The organism is Citrobacter sp. RHBSTW-00887 (assembly GCF_013728095.1).
Lineage (GTDB): Bacteria > Pseudomonadota > Gammaproteobacteria > Enterobacterales > Enterobacteriaceae > Citrobacter > Citrobacter braakii.
On the sequence record NZ_CP056267.1, the window covers coordinates 3,149,813 to 3,170,079 of the forward strand.

The following is a 20,267-nucleotide window of genomic DNA, read 5'->3' on the forward strand; positions in this document are numbered from 1 at the left end:
ATGGGTAATGCGAATACAGAAAATTCGCCAGCGGTACTCATTGCGAAATAAAGCCCGGCGAACCGGGCCTGATTGGTTAGCTGACAGTAACGGTGCACGCCGCCGAGGTAAGGGTCTTGCCTGCAGCATCGGTAACTTCGCAGGTGTAGGAGCCTGCGTCGCCGGATGCCACCGATGGGATATTGAACGTTGAAGCAGTCTTGCCCGGGATAGCCGTGCCGCCCTTCTTCCACACGTAGGTGTAAGGCGCTGAACCACCCTGCATGACCACGGCAAGATCCAACGCTGCACCAGTGGCAACAGTTTTGGTTGCCGGCAAGTCGGTCAGGAACGCCAGCGGGACAGCAGAAGCGTCGGCGATCGGGTAAATCTGCATATCCGATTCGAAGTTCATGCGCGCTTCGTTGCTTTCAACGGCGTTGATTTCGGTACGCGGTACCTTCTGGAAGGAAACCTTCGCCGAGTAGTAACGATCCGCTTTGCCGCGCGGGTTGTGGAACCAGACAGCGGTCGTGTCGCTCGATTCATCCAGCTCAATCAGGCGATTATAGATAGCCAACTGAGGGTCATGCGCGAAGGTGTAGACCTGCACAACGGCGTTTTTGAACGTCGGGATGGTGCGGGCCTTATCATCCTCCAGGAACTGGACACTGATAGTCTGCTGGTCGCCGCCTTCGGTGGACAGCGTCATAACCTGAGGCATGGTGATCCACGTGTCGATTTTACGCAGCGTGCCCGCGCCAGTGCCTGCCGGGAATTTGGTGGTGTCAGAGGTATCGAACGAATCCAGCACGATTTTGGTACCGGCTACGGATTTAACGCGCAGCACCATATTATCGAGTTTTAGCCAGCCGGAGCTCACCTGCACTACATCGCCCGCCAGGATGCCAGCGGCAGATGCAACAGTCAGTTCGCATTCAGTAGCGTTAGAGGCAGCGGTAAAGGTGATGGGAGCCTGATAGGCCTTGGCCACGTTCACACGCGAGCCGTTAGGGATTGCGAATGCCATTGCATTCTCCTGAATTTAGGTAATAAAAAACCCGCCGAGCGGCGGGTCAGTAGTCAGCGCGATACTGCATGCTGACGGGAATGGTGTAGGTTATGGAGCCACTGGACCCGTTGGGCGCCGAGGTTGGCCGGTCCTGGATGGGTTGTCTCACCTGCGGCGGTCCGTTGATATAAACCGTCAGGTCGCCATCCACCAGCGCAAGCCCTTCAGGAAACGCATCAGCGACAGATTTAGCCAGCCCTCTGGCCTGCGTCACGCCGCTGCCTGCTGGCGCAATGATGTTGAGCTGCAGGATGCCCTGATAGGTTCGCAATTGACCTTCCAGGTCTTGCCCCACCGTCTGTGCCGGCAGAACATAAACACGCCCGTATGGTGAGCTATCCGGGGGAGTAAACGGTATGTTCGGCCAGGCTACGGGCAGCCCAAGCGATGAGCAGATAACCGCGACCCGACTCTCCAGCAACCCAGCAATCCGCATTGACTGATCAGCGGCCATTGCGCACCTCGCTCATTGCCTCACGGAACAGCTGCGCGGCATCCAGCGCAGTGATGCCCACCATGCCGCCTGGCGCCTGGCCGGAATGCCCGCTCTCCAGTGCTGCCGCATATGGCAGGTTATTGGTGAAGAAAATCGAATTGACCTGTCCGACCCTGAACACCTCAAGCACCGCCAGTCCACGGGAGTTCGAACCCTGCCCGGAGGCGTCTGGCGTGTCGTTGGATTCAGTCGGCTGACTATCAAATCCCACGTACCAGTTATTTTTGAAACGGCCTCCAACATACCCATCAGGCTTTTTGATGTCCATCGAGTCGTTTACACGCAAACCGCGCTTTAGTCGTCCCGATTTGGTCAGGTTGGCAGGATCAACGCGAAGGGCAGCATTATGTTCACGCACTGCAGTATTATAAGCAGAGGCCGTTTGGTTCACTTGCCAGGTCTCCGGCTGCCCGACTGGTGACATCTCCACCAATCTACCCAGGATTTTGATACCCGTCCGGCGCGCCGCCTCGTCAATCTCCTGCTTTGAGCCATCAACGAACAGCTGAATAGCAGCCAGGAACGGCTGATTTACGGAACTGGACATATCAGGTCCTTAGCTGGATGTTATAGGAGATCAACACGTCTGCCGGCTTAACCGGATTCGGCTGTACCACGCGCAACTTTTGGCCGTCGATATCAATGATGTCACCGATGCGCACCTCAGTTTCAAACGTGGCTGCCAGTTTCTTATCGCCAGTAGCAATCAGAGAACCGTCGATTTCGCGAGCAGAATACTCTGTGATCACGCCTGTTACAGTGGCAGTAACAGCAGGGGTAACAACTTCTTTCCCGTACTGATCGCGGGTGGTAGTACCTCCGCGAGTCAGTTGGTAGGCTTTGCCGTTCTCCGTCAGCAGCCGCGTTGCCGTAGCACGCATGCGGCGATAGTCGATTGCCATGCTACCCCCTTTCGACCCGGACCTGGTTGCCGCCCACTACAAGCCCGCGCAGTGCGGAATAGAACCATGGGAATGACGGAGAAGCTTTATTCGTTCCCGGCTCATACTGGACTGTTACCGCACCCTCAACGCGCTCCATCGTCACCGCCCCACCGCCAGCGACCGACGGGGTGAGGTCAATCTCCTGCGATTCGATAGCCAGGCGACATTGAGCATCAATCAGACGCTGTGGAATAGCATCATTCGGCAGGTCAACACCATCGAAGCGCACGCCGGAACGCGGCCAGGATAGAGGCTGTGATGCGCTGGAACGCTGACCGCGCCAGGCCTTCCCTTCCAGAAAGTCCATTGCCTGCATCAGCATCTGGCCGCACTCATCATCATCTGCAGGAATGCTATATCCGCGCCCGGCGGCAAATGCCCGCAGGTCTGACACGCTGGCGTAGCTGTTGAAGTCTGGAGAGTGGGGATCGGCAACCAGCATGTTTATTCCTCCAGACGCCAGTCCAGCGCCAGCCAGTTATCCACTTCATCAGGATGAACATCTGTGCGCAGCGGGCCGCCAGGGAATTCTGGGGTGTCACGTACCATGACCACCAGCTCAATACCCTGCTGTTCCTGCTGTTCCTGCTGTTCCTGCTGCTGTTCCTGCTGCTGTTCCTGCTGCTGTTCCTGCTGGGCAGGATTTTTATCAGCGGCCTGCTGAGCTGCAAGCTTTTCCGCTTCACGCTGAGAGCGCTGCTCTTTGGTTAATCCGGCCATTGGGCCTCCTGAAAAACAAAGGGGCCGAAGCCCCCTGAGTTAACCCATGATGATGGCGGAATGACGTGGCGCCACAGCAGCCACACCCCATGCCAGCCCCACTTCATAACGCACCTGACGGTACTGGCGGTACAGCGCCACCTGGAAAGTGATGCCAGATACCGGGTCGGTCACATTCATGACGTCATCAGCAGTATCGCCACCTTCAGGCATCGCCGGGGTACGGCTGGCCAGCAGGAATGCCCCGCGGTCAAACGCCATGTTCGGTACGAATTCGCTCAACACGGTGACATCAGCCTGATCTGCCAGATCCTGACGGAGGCCCGGCGCGCTAATAGTGATAGTGGAAGACGTAGCCGCAACGACCAGATACTGATTGTCATCACCGGCGAACTTCACCGCAGTACCTGCAGCGATACCGCCGGTACCGGCAGAGATAGCGATGATGATATCGCCCTCTTTCTTCGCGCCATTGACCTTATAGCCAGCAGCAGCGCTTTTCGCGGTACGCTTGATGCTGAAGGATTCGTGGAGGTTGAAGCCCATGATGCGACCGATAACACCTTCACGCAGCAGCTGGTCGGTTCCCGCTTCGTTCGCTTTGAAAAGGACAGCCTGTTTACCACGGATGGATGCCATCGCTTCGCCACCAAGCACCATACGCAAATCGGTAGTCGGCGCACCGTTATCGGTCAGGATTTGACGCGCCAACGCAGCATCAGTCAGATCGTCTTTGATGCTGAACGGGGTATTCTTCGGCGCGCCAACAGCGCGGGAGGAGTTGAGGTACAGCGCAGCGAGGTCTGCATCCACTTCGTTCGCCAGCGCTCGGAAAGCCTGCTTGAACTGGTCAGCCAGGATGGTGTTGTAGGTGCCAGCCGGGCCCAAAGCCAATTGCTCTTCACCATTCCATTTGACCGGGGCCATCTTGGATTTGGTGATTTTGACATCCACACCACCGATGGTCTGGTCGCCAGAATTAGGTGCTGACGGACCAGGGACAATATCTTCAGTGGTGGCTGCAGGTGCGACTGGCGCACGTACGGTCTGGTCTTTTGCAGCAGCATCCGCTTTCGCGTCACGCGCCACCGCAGGAATAAAACCAGTTTGCTCGCGGGACACTACGTCCAGCGCGGTATAGATGGTCGGGATCAGACCAGTAAGGGTATTGCCTGCCATTTATGGCTCCTTTCGATTTAATCGACGATGCTGACGCCGTCTTTCAGCGCTGCTTGTTTGCCAGCGTTATCCAGGGAATCAAACGCACCGCGCTTCATGGTTTTTTGCCCGGCCTGGTGCTGCGACTGGTGAGAGCCGCCGCCGCTGTTACCGGACGCTTTGAGGATGTAATCTTTCTGCGGATGCGACTCGACCAGAGACTCCAGGGCCTCATCAAAGCTGGCTAACTCGCCGGGCTTGGTGCGAGAGAACACCTTATTGCCCTGGCCGTCGTAGGCGACAACCTTCCCTTCTTCGATTTTGAAGTTCTGACCGAAGTAGGAACGCACGAACTCCGTCGGGATCGCCATCTTCTCGGAGATGAACTTAGAGCCACCGAAACGGCCGCCGATCATCTCGTCGTAGAGTTGAGTTTCCAGCTGTTTGGTCTTACCGTTCGCCTCGTCCAGCTGCTGCTGGAAAACTTTGGTGATCTCCGCCTTTACCTGGTCAACGGCACCAGCATCAATCAGTTTTTTCTGGTCGATTTTGGTCATCATTTCCAGGGCCTCGAGCGCCTTGGCCGGGTCGGTGATGCCAGAGAATTTCGCGAGATTGGCTTCCGCCACTTCCTTCGCTTCACGGTGAGTTTTCGCCTCGCCATTCAGAGAGGTGATTTTGGTCATCGCTGCGACCGCATCGAACGGGATTTCTTTGCCGTCATCATGGATGTACACAGGCATACCGTTTTCAACGACCACATTTCCGTTAGCATCAAGTTTCAGTTTCATTGTTTTTGCTCCAGCCTTCCGGCCATACGTAATGGGTCATCCGACCCGAGCACCGCGTCGCATCCGCTCAGCGGCAGGCATAAAAAAAGCTGCCCGGAGGCAGCCTGTTAGATAAATTCGATTGTAATTTCGCCGCGTAGCTTGCGGGAGTAAACCTCACTCCGCTTTCGTTTATTGATCCGCAGCGGGTGTGGATGAATGCAAGCGACACCTCGCTTAACGTCCGCCCAAACGCAGCTCTTTACCTCATTACCATTTACAAACACCCTTCGTCTGCCACGGCCATCGCCCACGCAGTGAAAATCATCATTACGCATACCCTATCCCTCAAATGCCGACGCATCCACGCGGCGCAGTTCGTCCAGGGTCAGGTACTCCCCGGCATCGTTGAACATCTCCGGTACGGTGATTTTGCCGTCACGCAGCATCTGCGCGCGAGTAACGCCCAGCACCTGCTCCTGCCGCGCGTAAGGCTGCCTCGCAAGCCACTCGGCATAGCTGGTATGAGCTGGCACCTGTCCGTCCATTGAGGCTCGCGTGACGCTGCTCAGCTCGCCTGATGCTATTTGCATTTCCTCCCACGATTTAGTGATCAGGATTTCACAGGAGCGACAGCAAAAGTGGATTTTGCCGGGTCCGCGCAGATACGGAATTGCATGGCCCAGCGGCTTGCCATCGAGTGTGTAGAGTTTACGGTCGCGGATGATGCACCACTGGCTGGTGTGGGTGTCCAGAGTCGAAGACCACTGTTTGGCCTTCACGATATCGCTGTTGGTCTGGGCGAACTCCTGACGCGCTGAAGCAGCCATATGGTTCACCGCCGTGCGCGTGACTACGGCCAGGTCGCGCCGGGATGTGTTGATCACCCCGTCCTCGCGATTACGCTGTGGCGTACCAGCAATGCGTCTGACAATCTGCTCTACCGTTTCACCCTGGAGGAAACCGGAGCGCACAGCGTTAGTGATTTTGTCCAGTCGATCCGATTCGAGTTTCTGCCCCCACTCCTTGAGCAATCGTCCCTGGAATGGCTGCGCCACGGCAGCAGCGTAAACCTGCTCGGGCGCGATGCTCTGAAGCGGGACATGTTTCAGTATTTGCTGAGGTATTACGCTGCTGAACAGGTCCAGCTGATACACGGCCTCATACTCAACGTAGCGCGTCAGTTCGCGTGCCAGCGCAGTATTAACTGGCTCATAGGCCTGCTGGTTGAGGTCCCGCACACCCGCCAGCAACGAAGCCAGGCGGCGGGCGCTGTATGTATCAGCGCGCTTACCGTCCAGCAGCACCAGCAGTTTGAAAGCTAGGTCAGTATCCATTCTGTTCAGCAACGCGACCATTCGCCGGGCAACGCCAGTACCGTAGCGCGTCACATAAAGGCCATGCGCTATGGTCTCGTCCTGAAGGCGGTCATTGACAGAGCGGACCATGCTATACCTCGTCTAACGTTCTGGTATCCAGAGACGATGATTCAGCCAGCAATTCGTCCAGGACCTTCTCCGGATCTGCATCGGCATCAATCAGGTTGAGTTTTTGCAGGGATTTAATCGCATCTATGCGGCGAAGGTCACCGCCCTGACGTAGCGACTGAATGGCCAGTGCAGCAGGAGGATTGAACTCTTTCGACTCGACATCCAGCTCGGTGCGGACATCAACGTTACCACCTTCGGATTCACCGATGTACTCAGCCATAATCTGCAGGATATTGTCGATCGCATCCTCTAGGCTGGTTGCCATGGTGTAGAGCGGTGACTGCTCCTGCATCTTCTCTTCTGAGGTCTGGTCAACAGACTTGGTTGAGGTGTTGTCAGTGCGCAGCAGTTTCGCGCCTGCCTGGCGCATCTGCTCCACCAGGTCGGTTAGCGACTCTTTACCGGCACTAATTGAGGTTCCAGTATGCTCGACATATTCCAATCCCTGTTTCTGTCGATCGGAGAACTGAGTTGCAGACGAAGAGCCAATTACCAGTTCCTGCCCATCCTCTAGCCCGAATACCGTGAGCAGAGGGACGCGCGCGACGTGCAGAATGTTGTCCTGCTCGCTCTGGCTCTGCCAGTGCTTCACATTCAACAGCGCCATGTTCAACAGCGGCGGAGAACCGCACATAAACCCAGTGCGCTTGGTGTAGAGCGTAACCAGGGTAATATCCCTGCGGGATGTTTGCCATTCCTCGTGCAGCGTCCAGTTCGCCTGGCCGTCGGCACCAGTGGCCTTGCGGTAAATCTGCACCTGCCCGGGCGTCAGCAGTCGAATCTGCTCGACCTTTGTTTGCCCGAAATCATCGCCGTCTTCGACTACCACCTCTTTGATGCGCAGTTCGGTGAGCACCACCTTGCCGCCGGTTATCTTTGACTTCCAGCCGATCACCTGACGGGGATTTAGCATGGTGACGTACGGCCGCGCGCCGATAGCCTTTTCATCCGCCTTGGTCTTCACCTTTTCGGCGTCCACCCGGGGATAATCCACCAGAGCGTGCGAAAGGCCATACTGCATTGCCAGGCTGAAGAACGCCTGCGACCAGACATCGAGGCGACTGCCTTCCAGGTCAACGTTCTTCGAGAACTCGCGCAGCGCATCCGGGACGTTCTCGCCCAGTTGGATCGGCTCAGCGAATACGCGGCCAACGTTCTGGTTGATGGTCTCTTCGTAGGCAGGAAGAAGCGTGGCCACAGCCAGGCGCTTTTTGTAATCCTCTTTGTCCTCTTTTGGCCAGCGCGGCAGATAAGCCTCACCAAGCTGGCGCATGTACAGCGTGCCGCCCATCAGGGCGTCGTTGATGTCCCACGCCTGCACCATGTTCCCATAGTCCAGATTGGGGGTTGAAATATCAGGCATGGGTTTAGAGCCTCAGGCTGGTGACTTTGCCGACTTTCTTCGGCGGTGAGTGTAGGACGGCATAGCGCGTGCCATCCCAATCGTGATCTTCCTGCTGTGTGTCTACATCGTCAGGGTTCTTACTGTCGCGAACGAGAACCGGAACACGGCTAATCCAGCCCCGGCAGTAGTCAAACACGTAGAATGCTGGTTTCTCTGGCATACCTGATTCCAGCTTCTTGCCCTCAATGACGGCCTCCAGCATGTCAGCAAACAGTGCCGCGCCGTTCACGCGTGAACCCGGCTTCTTGTTGGATGGCACCCATTTAACGCCCTGGGATTCCATTTTCTGGGCAATAGATAATTCGTCATCACCGGTGTTGTAGATAGCCCCGTCAGCAGGTCCGGGAACAACCTTCTTGCAGATACCGGGCATGATGTTCAGCTGCCCCTGCGTCACCCCGTTGAGTTTTATCTCCTCAGGCTCAGCAAGCTCCTCTCCCACCAGACGCTTATCAATCCACGCCACGCCCTTAGCAACGTTGGTGGATGACATATTCAGCCCTTTGTTCAGCTCATCAGGCGGGCAGCCGTACCACTCGCCAATGAGGATCAGCGACCCGGCAGGCGGGCAGAACTGGCGACCATCAGGCAGCTCAGCGGTGGTGCCGTCAGCCCGCGCCCACCAGAGGTTGGAGAACGGCTTCGATTCTCCCCAGTCATGAGAGCGGTCAACCGTCCAGCTATCGGGAATGCGGAACGGCTTAATCACGTGATGCGAGGCATTCCACAGATGGTCAAAGCGACCACCGCTGGTGACATCCCATGAACCCTCTACCCAGGCTTTGCGCCGGTTAGGGTCTTTGATTGCCATCAGCGTCGCGATGTACTGCGGATCCAGATACGGGTTCTCTTTGAACGAACCGTGGATAGCGACACGCGTCAGCGTCACGTCCTCTTCTCGCTCGGTCTGAGGGTTAAACACCTTCTGCGTTTCGCGAATGATGGTGCCGCGCGGCGCAGGCTCAATGAAGCGCTTCTTAACCCATGTGTGGCCGATGCCAAACGGGTTTGTGGTGCTGAATGTCTCCAGTGGAATCGGCTTCAGCAGTGAGCCATCATCCCTCGGGTAGTTCTCGGGCCGAAAAGATGATCGCCGGCAGGAGAACATCATCTCGTAGAACTCACCCGACTGCTGCTTGGTCAGCTCGTTAAACCCGATAAACGGGAACTCCTGGCCGTGGTAATCCCAGTAGTCGCCCTCTTCTTTCCCGAAGCGGAACAGCAGCTCCTCACCAGTCGGCCACACCCAGCGCAGCTCAGATGCTGAGGCCAGATATCGGGCACCGTCGTTGAACAGGCGATACATACGCTTTGACTGGGTGATGATGTCGGTGAGGTTTTTATACTCGGTATCGAATATCACGCCGCGCCAAAACGAGCCGTAGCCCAGGCCGACCAGGCGACGAAAGCGCGCCAGCTGCGCGGCAGTTTTACCCGGACCACGCGTACCCTCATAGAGGATTTCGTTGCATGGGCAGCTCAGGGAGAGCGATTGCGATCCCGGCAGAGGTTTCCAGACGGCTTTGTAATTCATCCACCAAGAACCTCACTCTGCTGCTTCTGCGCTGCCGCTTCCCAGTCGTCCACGTTATCGCAGGACGGCACGAGCATAATGCTGTGGGTCGCCGTAACCTTCTGCTCGACCTGCTCTTTAAACGCCTGCACTTTGATGTGCTTGCCGAGCAGCTCGAGGTTCTTGACCTTATCCGGCCACTTAACCTTTTTGAGGATGGTTTCCGCTGTCTCCTCGTCGAAGTTCTGAACCGTGGTGCTGATGTCTAGGCCGGTTAGCGACGTTCGCCAGGCTTTGGGCCAGAGACTGATCTGCTTCAGGCTGCCGTCGTCGTTGAGGATGTCCAGAACGTCCATCTGGTCTATTTCAACCAAGCGCCGCAGCACATAATCAGCATCAACACCCACATCTTCGTTGCGCTTCGCTTTGAGTTCGGCGATTCTGTTTTGGATGTCAACTTTTGACAACAACTTAGCGGCGATTCGGTTTGCAGTTTTGACGCTGTACCCCGCCCGAATAGCCGCTTGCGTGGCGTTTAAATCGATGAGGTACTCGCGACAGAACATTTCTTGTTTGTCGGTGAGTGCCATATTTTTTACCAACACTGAGGTGAAGTTTTTGGACAGTTACTACATAACCATTAACGCAATACAAATCTTGCTTGCGAAAAGTAATGGTTTTTACCTAATTTCTTGGTCTAATCAAAACCGTACTGCCAGTTCAAAAGAAGAACTAGCTCGCATTTTGGCATCAGAATTTAGCATCACCAACCTTGAAGCTACCAATTACGTTGCCGATTTGAACTAACCTTTTCGCCATCGAATCCGCTGTGGGTTTGATGGCCTCCCAGTCCGGTTTTGCCATTTTAACCCTCAGTTTCTTGAAAACTATTTAATCAGATGTATCTTTGATAACGCAGTATCAACGCTCTATTAATTCAAGGAATTTAGAATGAAATACTCACAGCAAGAAAAACTACAGATCATGATGCTCAGTGATATTCACCGAGCATTAGAAATTGAAAACTCATTTGATCCTGACCTCATTGACGAAGCAGTGAGCACGGATAACTACTGGGCTTTATCCTGGGAATACCCAGGCCTTCAAGATGAAGAAGAGGAGACCCCCTGGGAAGTCCAGCTTTTCGTTGATACCTATGATATGTATGACATTCTCCAATACACATACGAACGATTCAGTGCGGAAGACAAAGCAGAGGTTGCCAAATCTATTCGTAATTTCGATGAGAAATTATCACTCACATTCCCCGGATTTGACGGTAACAACGAATCAAAGTTTCTTTTGATTGGTAGTTTATTGAAACGAATGGGACGGTTTAGCGGCAAAGACGATCTCACCCGGAACTCTCACATGCCCTCTGTTGCAATTTACCAACGTATGCTTGAAGTTTTCCTTCCTGCCAGAGCTAAGAATTGGGTTCACAATGTGGGCATTACTAAACATGATTTTATCGATACACTCAACGCGAGAGTGCATCCAGAAAATCGTTAAACGTTAATGCCCGCAAATGCGGGCATTATTCATCATGGCGCCTTATTACTTTGTCGTAGGTGCGCTCACAGGTATTTCCGGCGACATAACGCTCATCAGCCTCTTTTGCGAATTTTCCCGCCAGATCGTCAGCTTCGCTGAGCAACTGGGCGAGCAATATTCCGGCCTCGGCTTTTGCCTGGCTTGTTGCTGCAATTGCGGAAATTCTGCCTGTTTCACTTGTTGCGAGCTGCCGTTGTATTTCGGCGAGCTGCTGTTGCAACCCACTGCGAGCACGCTTAGCAGCGTTAGCATCAGCCTGTACTTTTGCCAGTTCTTCATCGGCTTTCTCTCGTTCTTCATCTACGGCCCGCTGGCGGCGCTGCTCTTCTGCTCTTTCGGTTACTTCACGCTGCAATGCAGTGGTCGCATCAGTAAGGTCACGTTGTGCCCACTGCAATTTCCAGGATGAGTCCGCCTCCTGATACCCGCGTGAATAACACCAGTACGCGACCGCGCATAACAAAAAAGCCACCAGCAGTATTTCTGCCAGCGGCTTCCAGTAAGCCCTCACTGGTCTATCCCCCAGCACGTTAACGCGCTTTCCTGGTCCCGCCGTTCTACCTGCCCATAGCAGCCGTTTTTCTGGCCTTTGGTCAGACGACAGTCGCGGCCACTGTCTTTAACCCACCAGCGAATCGCTTCACAGGCTCCTTTACGGTCACCAGCATTGATGCGCTTATAGAACGTGGACGGGAAGCATTTACCCGGCCCGATGTTATATGGGCAGAAAGAAGCGATACCCGCTTTCTGTGGTTCGGTCAGTGGTACTTTGATATTTCGGTCAACCCACGCCAGCGCCTTATCGCGTTCAATGGCGTTTACCTGGGCGCATTTCTCAGCTGACAGCTTCATGCCCTGTACTACTGGCTTGCCATCAACCATCGTGGCACCACGACAAATCGTCCAGAGTCCGCCGCCGTCGCGATACGCCTGCTCGCTATTACCCTCTTTCTCATCCAGAAACTGATCGAGAATCACGGGCGCGGAAGCCCCGGCAAGAATCAAACCAACGACCGCTGCGCTCAGTTTATTCTTCAGCTTTGGTGACATTGCCATTAAGCCGGTCCTCCCTTTCCTTTTGCCTGTAGTACCAGTTCACTGCACAGGTAATAACGGTGCATGCGATACCGACAATAATTGCCCAGTCGCTCAGGCTTAACCCTGCAATTCTGTCGGCCAACATCCAGGACACCTCTTTTGCTGTTTTAGCTGTTTCGGCATATGCCTTCGCTGATACACCGCAGCCGGTCAGCGTGGTGCCTGTTCCATATGAAAGTCTGCTGTAAATGGTGCTCATTCTGGTCATAGCCTCACCTCCGATTCTTCGGATGGCGCTGTGTGTGTATGAAAAGGGTCAGGCTTCACGGGCTGGATTTATCAACAAAGCACGTAGCGGATGATTCCCGTGAGGCCTGAAATTAAAAAGGCCGCCAATGGGCAGCCCTGTTTTAATGAAAAAAAACCGCTGACATCACGGGAAGCAGCGGCTAATAGGCACGGTCAAAGTTTTACTTATAGTTATTCGTCAAATATTGCATGAATGAAAAAACACATCAAACGCAAAAATTGAACACTTTTGGACAATGAGCTGAACACTCACGCTCCAGAAACGCAAAAGCCCCACGGTGTTATCCGCGGGGCTTGAAACGAAGGCATTAACCCATCGTTGGGATAAAATTAACACAGATTCGGGAAAAGTAAATAGCTGGAATTAACTTCCATAACCGTTATCGTGTTATTTGTTTCAGTTGGTTTTCTGCCCATGCCTCTTCAATATCGAATTTCGTAATCAGCTGATCATAGAACGGTTTAACGGACTTCTTCCACGTATCCAGGCTGATTACATCCGTAATCTGGCAAACAGCTGCGTGGGCCTCAGTTGACGGGATGCGCTCATATCCGCGACCGCCACAGCGCTTGCAGGTGCTGAATACTGGAACGCCTTGCTGCTTCGTTTCCTTCTGATTCACCGCTTTCCCACGGCCACGGCAATCACTACATGCGCAACTGATGGCTTTTTTCCCTTTGCACTGAGGACAGAGAACGCGCGTTATCTCTTTTACCTCACGCCTGTTTTGGTGCTGCGAAGGTATCACCTTCAAACCAAACGCTTTTGATGCCTTAATGATTTCTTTTGCATGTGCCGGCGTATTGGTTTTCATACTGAATACCTCAGCATCAATAAAGCCCTCACCGTTGCAGCAATCGCACCGTTTTACACTGGCTGCGCTGCGGGAATAATCCTCAAATGCGAAGGTGGCCAACTGGTGCATCACCTGAGGCTTAACCCCGAAATCCAACTTACGCAGCGCGGCAACCTTGTCACATTTGGTCATCGCGTACTCAGCCAGCAGTCCGATAGCCCGATCCCGGTCGTTATTGCTTATGCCCATCTTGCCGAGGAAAGCACTGTACCCCATAGCAGCGCGTTCCTGAGTCATGCCTATTGCCGCCATGATGTCGGTACCGGTCAGTGAATCGGAGGCGGTAGCGCGCGGAGAATCGCTAATCAGCGTGGATTTTGCGAAGTGGTATTTCACTGTGTTTTCAAGGTTCATAGCGCTTCTCCAGCATAAGTTTTCACGTAATTCTTCAGTATTCGGTAGTCCGTCAGCACAGAGCCGGGAAAGTGATATAAGCGCAATCGTTGCCAACGAACGCGGAGGTGATCGGCAAAATAGGATTCAAATGTCATGCAGCCTCCCTGCTCTTAATTAATCCACGGCGAAGCGCGCTGTAGTGCTTCCTAATGGTTTCGAGTTCTTCGATGGTGTATCGGTGTGGGACGTTATTGTTTTCGAGTGCCTCGACGCGCTCAGGCCCAATTTTCTCGATAAGGCCAAGGCGGTACTGCTGCTGATTGCCCGACAACTGCACGTTACAGTGGTGGCACTGTTTACTGATATTGTCTTCGTGATAGCGAAGATGTGATGCCTTACCGCGTGAGCGGTAGTGACCTGCTTCCCACTGGACGGTTTCGAACGTCCCGCAGCTGATGCATGGCTGATTGGCATCACGCTCGCGAATATAGTCATTGACGACACGCTGCGTTAAATCCTCCCAGTGCTTCAGCGGCTTAACCGCTGCTTTGCGCTGGCGCCAGGCTGCGCGCTCCTTTTTCTCAGCGGCACGCTGTTTGGCAGACTCTTTGCGCTGCGCATCTTCCCGAGCCTTTCTTGTCTGCTCTTTACCGACTGCGCTGGCACACTCATAACCACACACAGTTTGCGTATCGCGCACAGGATGGAACCACTGGCGGCATTCTTTGTTGGCGCACTTCCGGCGCGGTAACTTAGCCATAATCACCCCCAGACCTTTTGTCGAAAGGTTCTTGGTGTACGCGCCGGATGCTCGCATTCAGGTAATTTTGCACTGACAGTCCAGGTTATGTTGTCGCGATTAAGGCTGCGTTCTACCGTGGCGCCACGGCGGCGGTAACTTGCCACCAGTTCGTCGGCCTGCTCGGTTGTGCATTCGTGATGGTGGAACCAGGAAAATTTCATCGCCATCACCCCGCAAAGCTCATAAGCTGTGCAGCGGCGTTTTCCGCTTCTCGCTGCGTCTTGAATGCCCGGGACAATACCCAGCGCCACAGAACATCGAGCGCTGCTTTGTACAACTGCTGGAACTCGGTTTCGTCCATGTTGGCAAAGGCTATGCTGCGGGGGTGTTTACGAAGAGTTCCGTCAGGTAGTTGAATTGCGTCGTAGTGGCCGGCCTCGACAATTACCCAGGCACGGTACGCGTCAAAGGATTTACACAGGCTGATCCCATTGGTAATTCGGCGACTGGCTACCTGCTCCAGATACTGCTCGGCAGCATCCAGCAGTGCGCCTTCGTTTCCACCAAATGCCGCGAGGAATTTAGCGTACCCGGTCACCAATTTACGTTCGTTGGAAGAAATTGCCCCGCCGGTGGGTTCCCAGTATTCGAAACCGAGATTGAGTAACGCGAAGAAGCGACGATGAAAGGCCGGGTTGCGTACCTGACGAAATTCGGCTACCAGTACGGCGCCGAGTTTGATTTTTGATTGCAGAACATCGCTGGTCTCCGGCGTCGCGGGGATCAGGATTCCTGATTGATGCTTAATGAGGTGTAGTTCGTGCGCCATGGTTCTCTCCGTGGCGCATCAAGTCGTCAGTTGTTCAGGCTGACACTGACATTATGTACAGTTGATAATGGAAAATCAATGCAAGAAAAAACCCGCCGTAGCGGGTTTAATTTTGATGGTGAGTGCTATTTATTGATAACTATTTCTGGCAAACCTTCTTGGACTTGCTGATAGAGCCATCATTACAAACAAATTTTTCACCCGAACAATGCGATATTCCGCCTTTCTTACCTGAGCATGGCTTGTTTGCTGCCGTTGCTGTAAGTGAAAAAAGTGACACCAATAAAACAACAAGAACTTTCTTCATATCCCTATTCCCATCAGTAAAAGTAAGTGAATCGTAGCAGGGATCGATGAAGCGAAAAAGAAAACCCGCCGTAGCGAGTTATATTGTCGATATGGGAATTCACATATCGCTTGTATGGCAGGTTATATCAATCACCAGAGTCTACGAGCTTTTGCATAGCACCTGCGTAACGGGACATGCCGATTTCCAATGCTAACCTCACGTCCTGCTGAGGTGCTGCTGCGAGCATAGCCCTGTATGTCGGGTTAATGGCATCATGTTCGTTCATTGCTGCCCATCCTGCTTTATTCATAGCCTCCGTTGGCTCTTTTGGAACCAACTGCCAACCATCCGGAGTTACCGGAGAGTTGCCAGCCTGGAGAATAGATTTCAGCGCTGCCCTTGGCATTGCCGACCAGGCAAGAAATACGTCTGACCTGTCGACATCTTCTGTCGGGAGAGTTTTTCTATTTCGTCCAGCGCATCACTTAGCTTCTGAAATGCGTCGTCTGGAACAACGTGGCACTCTTCGCCATCAACATCTTGCTGACAGCTATCATCTGCGAGTTCGAATGCGGCCCCGCAAACATTGAGCAGCATTTCAATAACGCGACGGTGTTCTGCTGTTACGCAATTCTCCGGCACCACCTGCGCTGGCGGGGTAGTGTAGAGTGGAATTACCGCATCTCCCATTGGCTGAGACAGACACTTAAGGTGAAGCTCACCCATCTTTGCATAAGCCAGAGTTTCCTCAGCGGCATAAAGCACAGGCTCAGCATTCAGGACTTCATCAATCACCTTGACAGCATCAGCCATTGCGTAGCCGAGATTACCGCCGTCACTTTGCGCTGATGCTTTGCTGAGTACTTCGCGTATCTGGTGCAGGCGATCGAGTGATACAGGACCGTGCGCCGGGTGGTTAGTTGTCATGGGTTAGTCCTCACCAGAGATACTGTAGACAGGTTGCTTTGAATGCTCCGCGAACACCTTCACGCGATTCGTAGTAGTAGGTTGAGTAGCCAGCGCGCGGAACTGCCTTCACCCACTTGTAGGCGCAAAACTCGGCCTTATCGAAGCGTTCTCGCTCATATTCTTCAATCTCACCCTGGCGAATGGCTTCGTCGATAAGCTCAGCCTTACTGACTTCTGCGTGGGCCATGAGCGTTACGCATTCGTCACTCTTCAGTAGTTGCACTACAAAGTTAACGTTTTCCATCTCACTCCCCCTTCACGCCAATGCCAACGGCGGCGCGTTCAGCTTCACTTTGTTCCCAAAACCACTTGTGAAGCGCCATCAACTCTTCGTCAATAGGTGCATATTCGCGGTCGAAATATGCCTGTGCATCCTTTTCATCTTCGCTGGGTAACTCGCCTGGCCCCCACAGCGTGTTATAAATCCATGCCAACGCGGTCGTTGCATTACCGGTAGCCTGCCACTCAATAATCGCAGCTTGCATGACCAGAATGTTTTTCCCGATTAACAGGTCCAGTTCTTTGTGTCGGTTGCGGATGTATGCATTCTCTATCTGTAATTCAGTATTGCGCTTCTCTGTGGATTCCAGCTCATCCAGTAGCGCCAGCACATCAGAGTCGCCTGATTCGAATATCGTTACGCGTGATGCTGAGTAATGAGCATCACCCGGGCTTCTTCCTGGCGCATAATGCGCTCCGTTATCGTCGTAAGTACAACCTGAACATGCGTACATAACAGCACCGGCAGATGCCCTTGCTATCGTCATAACAGCGTCGCAAATATGGCATTTCGGTACTGGTTGCAGTGAATAGCGTTCACGCAGTGCCTGTTTGTCGATGTTGCTCATTGGGCTGCCTCCTGGAGACCGATAGCCTCTGCAATTTGAGCTAATACTTCTGCTGATTCTCCGCTTTCCCCAACCGGTTTATTCATCCAGTCAAACGATACCAAGCGACCCGCTTCGACTACTCCGATATTGAAGTCATCACTGCCTTGCATCTTAAAGCCGTGCTTAATGGCCTTGTCACGTTTGTCGAATTCGACACAATCAGATGTGTACTCGATTCCACCTCCGTTTTCGTTGCACCAAAGGTATTGCTGAATGACGATGTATGACTTACTCATAGCGCTGCTCCCTGTCGTAACTGGGCGGCGAACGATGCGGAGTCCTCGGCATGTTGTTCAAGCCAATCAACAAGAGAACCCATGTCCGTTACTGCCGGATTATCCAAAATGCTTTCGTAAACTCGCTTAGATTCCTGCGCCCGCGCTTCAGCCAGGACAGCTTCGGTTGCCGGGGTTGTGTCGAGAGCCATGTCAAGATGACGCCACATATCCCAGACGCCGCCCGTGCCAATGGTTTTCTTCGAAGGAGTAATGCAGGCGATAAATTCGTTATCAGCGCCTTTGTTCATCATGTATTCAGACACCAAACATGATGACGCAGCCTTCAGCGCCGCATTCTCCGCCGCCAACTCCCTGCACTTGCTCTCTGCGTTAGCGAGCTGTACTGCCGTGGATGCTTCTGATGCTTGCCATGCCCACCATGCAACCTGCATATCCCAGGCCATGTACTCGCCATCAGAGTTTTTGCATACCCGGTAATCAATCAAGTCGCCGAAACGAGCCTTAATGGCTTGCTCAAATTTTTCTCTGCTGCTCATGCTGATGCCCTCCCGTAAAACGCCAGAACCCGCTGCATAGCCGGACTTGTGCGGCAAACTGAAGTAACCATGTTTTTTCTCGTGTTCTGTTTGATCTGCTTAATGTTCAACTCCCCGCCGGGCTGAAGTGAATAGACCGGGCGATGCGGTTCGCCAGTACGGATAACTACCGCTTTGCGTGTCAGGTGAAGCAGCAGGTTATGTGCTTTCTTGCAGTCGCATCCCAGAAGGTGCTGAACCTGACGAGGCGTTATGGTCTGGTTAACCCGAAGGAAATCGACGATTGCCCACAGTGATTTGCTTGCCATAGTGATTTTCCCTCGAGGTTATTTAACGATCCGGAGATGGCTAACGTTCTTGCGGTAGCTGCCCCAGTCAAAGTTCACCCACATCCCGCCATCCATCTGGAGGCGATCGATAACCCGTGCACCCAACGCGCCGAGAAGTTCGTCGTGGTTCAGATTCGTCAGAACACCAACCGGACGCATCGACGACAGCCGACGGTCGATAACCTGATTCAGGATGACTTTCTCACCGCTGCTTCCGCGCTGAATACCGACCTCGTCCAGTACCAGCAAATCGACTTTGCAGAGGTCATCCAGAAGTGAAGCCTCTGACTGGCCACCGTCGTAGCACTCGCGAACACGCAGCATCAGGTCAGGGATTGTCACCACCAGCACTGATTGGCCACCGGACAGGAGATGATTTCCGATCGCTGCCGCCAGATGGTTTTTCCCGGTACCAGGACCGCCACTGAACACGAAGCTCGCAAAGCCAGCCCCAAAGTTCTGCGCGTAGCTTTTCGCCATGGTGTAGGCCTTTCGCTGTTGCTCTCCGGATACTTCGTAGTTGGCGAACGTGCAGCTGCGGTGCAGGCTTTGAATTCCTGAGCGGCCGAAGATTTTCTCTGTGCGCGCTTTCTGATTCAGCTTGTCCAACTCTTCGCAATGTTTCAGGCCTTCTTCCCGCTGCCACGCCAGCAGCTCTGCTGCGCTGGTGAACTTCGGCTGAACGCCTGGCGGAATGAGTTTTTTCAGGCGCTCAAGAGCGCTGCCGGAATTAACAATGTTTTTCACCGTTACCCCCTGAATCCGGTTGGGATGGTTTTATCTGGCTCAGAAATTCGGTTGGGATCTCGCTGTCCAACATGGACGGTCCTTTGGCCGTGACCACGCGATTGCAACAGACTGTTGGCAAAGGTCTGCTCCCAAGCCAACTGGTGTTTAACCTTGCCGTCAGGTATCCAGTAATCACGGAATTGCTGAAGTTCTTCAGCGGTGTAACCCGGCTCAGTGCCGACGTTCTTACCCCAGAGCGCAGCCTGACGCACGAAGTCTGGAGACGGGGTCCATGAGTCAGTGATCGGAAATTTACCCAATGGGCCAAAATCCAGACCGGGCCCCAAATCCTCGTTCTGAGGTTTGGGAGGGATAGCTGGCAGAGGTGGGTGATTTCCAGAAATATCATCCCCAGAATGACTTCCGCCCGCGCGTTCTCTCTCTGGGTTTAGATCTTCTCTTCTCTTCTCTTCTCTGCGGTTACGCGTTACGTTACTAATAACGTTACTCGTTACGTTACTTTCCTGGAGTTTTTTTCGTTCACGAAACTCCTTCTGGCGCTGCGCATTTGTCTTGGCCGTAGCTGAGCGCATATCACCTGACGTATTGTATTCATTGAAGTTTGGAAGAATGACGCAGTTATTCTCCGCATCATAAATGGCCCAGCCTACGGTTGATAATGCAGCCCCAAAACCGGGTACTCCGACAATATCATCGATATCAGACAGGTCTGCATTTTCAAATACACCGTTACGCGAGTGTTCATTTGCCGCAGACCAAAACGTTACTAGTAACGACACCGTAACGTTACGGGTTACGTTACGCGTTACAACGTCTGATAACGTGGTGTTATGCGAAAGTGTGAACATTTTTCCCACCTCCGGTGAACGCTCCAGTATTCGCGCAATTCCGTTCACCTTCGGGCTGGTGACCAGTGATGTACGCATCTTTATCCAGTCCCCGGCCATTAAGTCCTCCTGAAGAATAATTAAGGGAAGATTTATCCAGTCGCGGTCCGACACGCTGGCAAAACAATTTGTGGTTAGGCATACTTACCCCGCAATGATTTCGCAA

At 53.5% G+C, this 20,267-nt stretch carries 30 protein-coding genes; 1 reads left to right on the top strand and 29 read right to left on the bottom strand.

Translation table 11 applies throughout. The features are described 5' to 3' along the window. Nucleotides 1-76: 76 nt before the first annotated feature. The 12 genes from HV314_RS15065 to HV314_RS15120 form a co-directional block, all read right to left on the bottom strand. Nucleotides 77-1,009 carry a phage tail tube protein gene (locus tag HV314_RS15065; protein WP_181546018.1) on the bottom strand — a complete coding sequence of 311 codons (933 nt, stop codon included), beginning with the start codon at nucleotides 1,007-1,009 and terminating at the stop codon, nucleotides 77-79. Between the two features lie 46 nt (nucleotides 1,010-1,055). After that, nucleotides 1,056-1,505, bottom strand: a complete 450-nt coding sequence (locus HV314_RS15070) for a DUF4128 domain-containing protein (RefSeq protein ID WP_181546020.1) — start codon at nucleotides 1,503-1,505, stop codon at nucleotides 1,056-1,058. Continuing rightward, nucleotides 1,495-2,094, bottom strand: coding sequence for a hypothetical protein (locus tag HV314_RS15075; RefSeq protein ID WP_181546022.1), 600 nt, complete (start codon nucleotides 2,092-2,094; stop codon nucleotides 1,495-1,497). Before HV314_RS15075 ends, HV314_RS15070 begins: the two co-directional genes overlap by 11 nt. Nucleotide 2,095: 1 nt before the next feature. Then, nucleotides 2,096-2,449, bottom strand: coding sequence for a hypothetical protein (locus HV314_RS15080; protein WP_181546024.1), 354 nt, complete (start codon nucleotides 2,447-2,449; stop codon nucleotides 2,096-2,098). A gap of 1 nt (nucleotide 2,450) precedes the next feature. After that, entirely contained in the window at nucleotides 2,451-2,933 is a 483-nt protein-coding gene (locus tag HV314_RS15085; protein ID WP_047416523.1) for a DnaT-like ssDNA-binding protein, read from the bottom strand. 2 nt (nucleotides 2,934-2,935) lie between these two features. Beyond that, nucleotides 2,936-3,211, bottom strand: coding sequence for a hypothetical protein (locus tag HV314_RS15090; protein WP_181546026.1), 276 nt, complete (start codon nucleotides 3,209-3,211; stop codon nucleotides 2,936-2,938). A 39-nt stretch (nucleotides 3,212-3,250) separates the two neighbouring features. Beyond that, the gene (locus HV314_RS15095; RefSeq protein WP_016156686.1) at nucleotides 3,251-4,390 is read right to left on the bottom strand and encodes a P22 phage major capsid protein family protein; all 1,140 of its coding nucleotides are present in this window, start codon (nucleotides 4,388-4,390) and stop codon (nucleotides 3,251-3,253) included. Between the two features lie 17 nt (nucleotides 4,391-4,407). After that, the gene (locus HV314_RS15100; protein ID WP_016156687.1) at nucleotides 4,408-5,160 is read right to left on the bottom strand and encodes a DUF6651 domain-containing protein; all 753 of its coding nucleotides are present in this window, start codon (nucleotides 5,158-5,160) and stop codon (nucleotides 4,408-4,410) included. A 320-nt stretch (nucleotides 5,161-5,480) separates the two neighbouring features. Beyond that, the gene (locus HV314_RS15105; RefSeq protein WP_181546028.1) at nucleotides 5,481-6,587 is read right to left on the bottom strand and encodes a hypothetical protein; all 1,107 of its coding nucleotides are present in this window, start codon (nucleotides 6,585-6,587) and stop codon (nucleotides 5,481-5,483) included. 1 nt (nucleotide 6,588) lies between these two features. Further along, on the bottom strand, nucleotides 6,589-7,992 hold the full coding sequence (locus tag HV314_RS15110) for a DUF4055 domain-containing protein (RefSeq protein WP_086539039.1): 1,404 nt from the start codon (nucleotides 7,990-7,992) through the stop codon (nucleotides 6,589-6,591). Nucleotides 7,993-7,996: 4 nt separating this feature from the next. Continuing rightward, entirely contained in the window at nucleotides 7,997-9,568 is a 1,572-nt protein-coding gene (locus tag HV314_RS15115) for a terminase (protein ID WP_047416709.1), read from the bottom strand. Next, nucleotides 9,565-10,137, bottom strand: a complete 573-nt coding sequence (locus HV314_RS15120; RefSeq protein ID WP_047498158.1) for a terminase small subunit — start codon at nucleotides 10,135-10,137, stop codon at nucleotides 9,565-9,567. The genes HV314_RS15115 and HV314_RS15120 overlap by 4 nt, the downstream gene beginning before the upstream one ends. 361 nt (nucleotides 10,138-10,498) lie before the next feature. On the opposite strand from HV314_RS15120, the gene HV314_RS15125 reads away from it, so the two are divergent. After that, nucleotides 10,499-11,059, top strand: a complete 561-nt coding sequence (locus tag HV314_RS15125) for a YfbU family protein (protein WP_001767237.1) — start codon at nucleotides 10,499-10,501, stop codon at nucleotides 11,057-11,059. 25 nt (nucleotides 11,060-11,084) lie between these two features. On the opposite strand, the gene HV314_RS15130 is transcribed toward HV314_RS15125, so the two are convergent. The 17 genes from HV314_RS15130 to HV314_RS15205 form a co-directional block, all read right to left on the bottom strand. Beyond that, nucleotides 11,085-11,612 (bottom strand): DUF2514 family protein, encoded by a 528-nt coding sequence (locus HV314_RS15130; protein WP_047498152.1) that lies wholly within the window; start codon nucleotides 11,610-11,612, stop codon nucleotides 11,085-11,087. Then, nucleotides 11,609-12,157, bottom strand: coding sequence for a lysozyme (locus tag HV314_RS15135; protein WP_057064560.1), 549 nt, complete (start codon nucleotides 12,155-12,157; stop codon nucleotides 11,609-11,611). The genes HV314_RS15130 and HV314_RS15135 overlap by 4 nt, the downstream gene beginning before the upstream one ends. Next, complete coding sequence (locus tag HV314_RS15140) at nucleotides 12,129-12,407, bottom strand: phage holin (RefSeq protein ID WP_016150496.1); 279 nt, start codon at nucleotides 12,405-12,407, stop codon at nucleotides 12,129-12,131. Before HV314_RS15140 ends, HV314_RS15135 begins: the two co-directional genes overlap by 29 nt. Before the next feature lie 421 nt (nucleotides 12,408-12,828). Beyond that, entirely contained in the window at nucleotides 12,829-13,659 is an 831-nt protein-coding gene (locus HV314_RS15145; protein WP_057064561.1) for an antitermination protein, read from the bottom strand. Continuing rightward, the gene (locus HV314_RS15150; protein ID WP_001568781.1) at nucleotides 13,656-13,796 is read right to left on the bottom strand and encodes a YlcG family protein; all 141 of its coding nucleotides are present in this window, start codon (nucleotides 13,794-13,796) and stop codon (nucleotides 13,656-13,658) included. Before HV314_RS15150 ends, HV314_RS15145 begins: the two co-directional genes overlap by 4 nt. Continuing rightward, complete coding sequence (locus HV314_RS15155) at nucleotides 13,793-14,401, bottom strand: recombination protein NinG (RefSeq protein WP_128612441.1); 609 nt, start codon at nucleotides 14,399-14,401, stop codon at nucleotides 13,793-13,795. The genes HV314_RS15150 and HV314_RS15155 overlap by 4 nt, the downstream gene beginning before the upstream one ends. Nucleotides 14,402-14,403: 2 nt before the next feature. Then, complete coding sequence (locus HV314_RS15160; RefSeq protein WP_048233510.1) at nucleotides 14,404-14,610, bottom strand: hypothetical protein; 207 nt, start codon at nucleotides 14,608-14,610, stop codon at nucleotides 14,404-14,406. Continuing rightward, nucleotides 14,610-15,212 (bottom strand): DUF1367 family protein, encoded by a 603-nt coding sequence (locus tag HV314_RS15165; protein WP_181546030.1) that lies wholly within the window; start codon nucleotides 15,210-15,212, stop codon nucleotides 14,610-14,612. The genes HV314_RS15160 and HV314_RS15165 overlap by 1 nt, the downstream gene beginning before the upstream one ends. Before the next feature lie 139 nt (nucleotides 15,213-15,351). Beyond that, nucleotides 15,352-15,519, bottom strand: a complete 168-nt coding sequence (locus tag HV314_RS27400) for a hypothetical protein (RefSeq protein ID WP_071524449.1) — start codon at nucleotides 15,517-15,519, stop codon at nucleotides 15,352-15,354. 369 nt (nucleotides 15,520-15,888) lie between these two features. Then, entirely contained in the window at nucleotides 15,889-16,428 is a 540-nt protein-coding gene (locus HV314_RS15170) for a hypothetical protein (protein WP_442778811.1), read from the bottom strand. Nucleotides 16,429-16,438: 10 nt separating this feature from the next. Next, nucleotides 16,439-16,714 carry a hypothetical protein gene (locus tag HV314_RS15175; protein ID WP_181546032.1) on the bottom strand — a complete coding sequence of 92 codons (276 nt, stop codon included), beginning with the start codon at nucleotides 16,712-16,714 and terminating at the stop codon, nucleotides 16,439-16,441. Nucleotide 16,715: 1 nt separating this feature from the next. Beyond that, nucleotides 16,716-17,318 (bottom strand): ead/Ea22-like family protein, encoded by a 603-nt coding sequence (locus tag HV314_RS15180; protein WP_181546034.1) that lies wholly within the window; start codon nucleotides 17,316-17,318, stop codon nucleotides 16,716-16,718. After that, nucleotides 17,315-17,596, bottom strand: coding sequence for an antitoxin (locus HV314_RS15185; RefSeq protein ID WP_086550266.1), 282 nt, complete (start codon nucleotides 17,594-17,596; stop codon nucleotides 17,315-17,317). Before HV314_RS15185 ends, HV314_RS15180 begins: the two co-directional genes overlap by 4 nt. Further along, nucleotides 17,593-18,135 (bottom strand): hypothetical protein, encoded by a 543-nt coding sequence (locus HV314_RS15190; protein ID WP_181548131.1) that lies wholly within the window; start codon nucleotides 18,133-18,135, stop codon nucleotides 17,593-17,595. Before HV314_RS15190 ends, HV314_RS15185 begins: the two co-directional genes overlap by 4 nt. Next, nucleotides 18,132-18,443: a hypothetical protein gene (locus tag HV314_RS15195; protein WP_075847203.1), complete on the bottom strand. Its 312-nt coding sequence runs from the start codon at nucleotides 18,441-18,443 to the stop codon at nucleotides 18,132-18,134. The genes HV314_RS15190 and HV314_RS15195 overlap by 4 nt, the downstream gene beginning before the upstream one ends. A gap of 18 nt (nucleotides 18,444-18,461) precedes the next feature. Beyond that, on the bottom strand, nucleotides 18,462-19,211 hold the full coding sequence (locus HV314_RS15200; RefSeq protein ID WP_075847201.1) for an ATP-binding protein: 750 nt from the start codon (nucleotides 19,209-19,211) through the stop codon (nucleotides 18,462-18,464). 2 nt (nucleotides 19,212-19,213) lie between these two features. Further along, nucleotides 19,214-20,140 carry a DnaT-like ssDNA-binding domain-containing protein gene (locus HV314_RS15205; protein ID WP_326928831.1) on the bottom strand — a complete coding sequence of 309 codons (927 nt, stop codon included), beginning with the start codon at nucleotides 20,138-20,140 and terminating at the stop codon, nucleotides 19,214-19,216. Nucleotides 20,141-20,267: the final 127 nt, after the last annotated feature.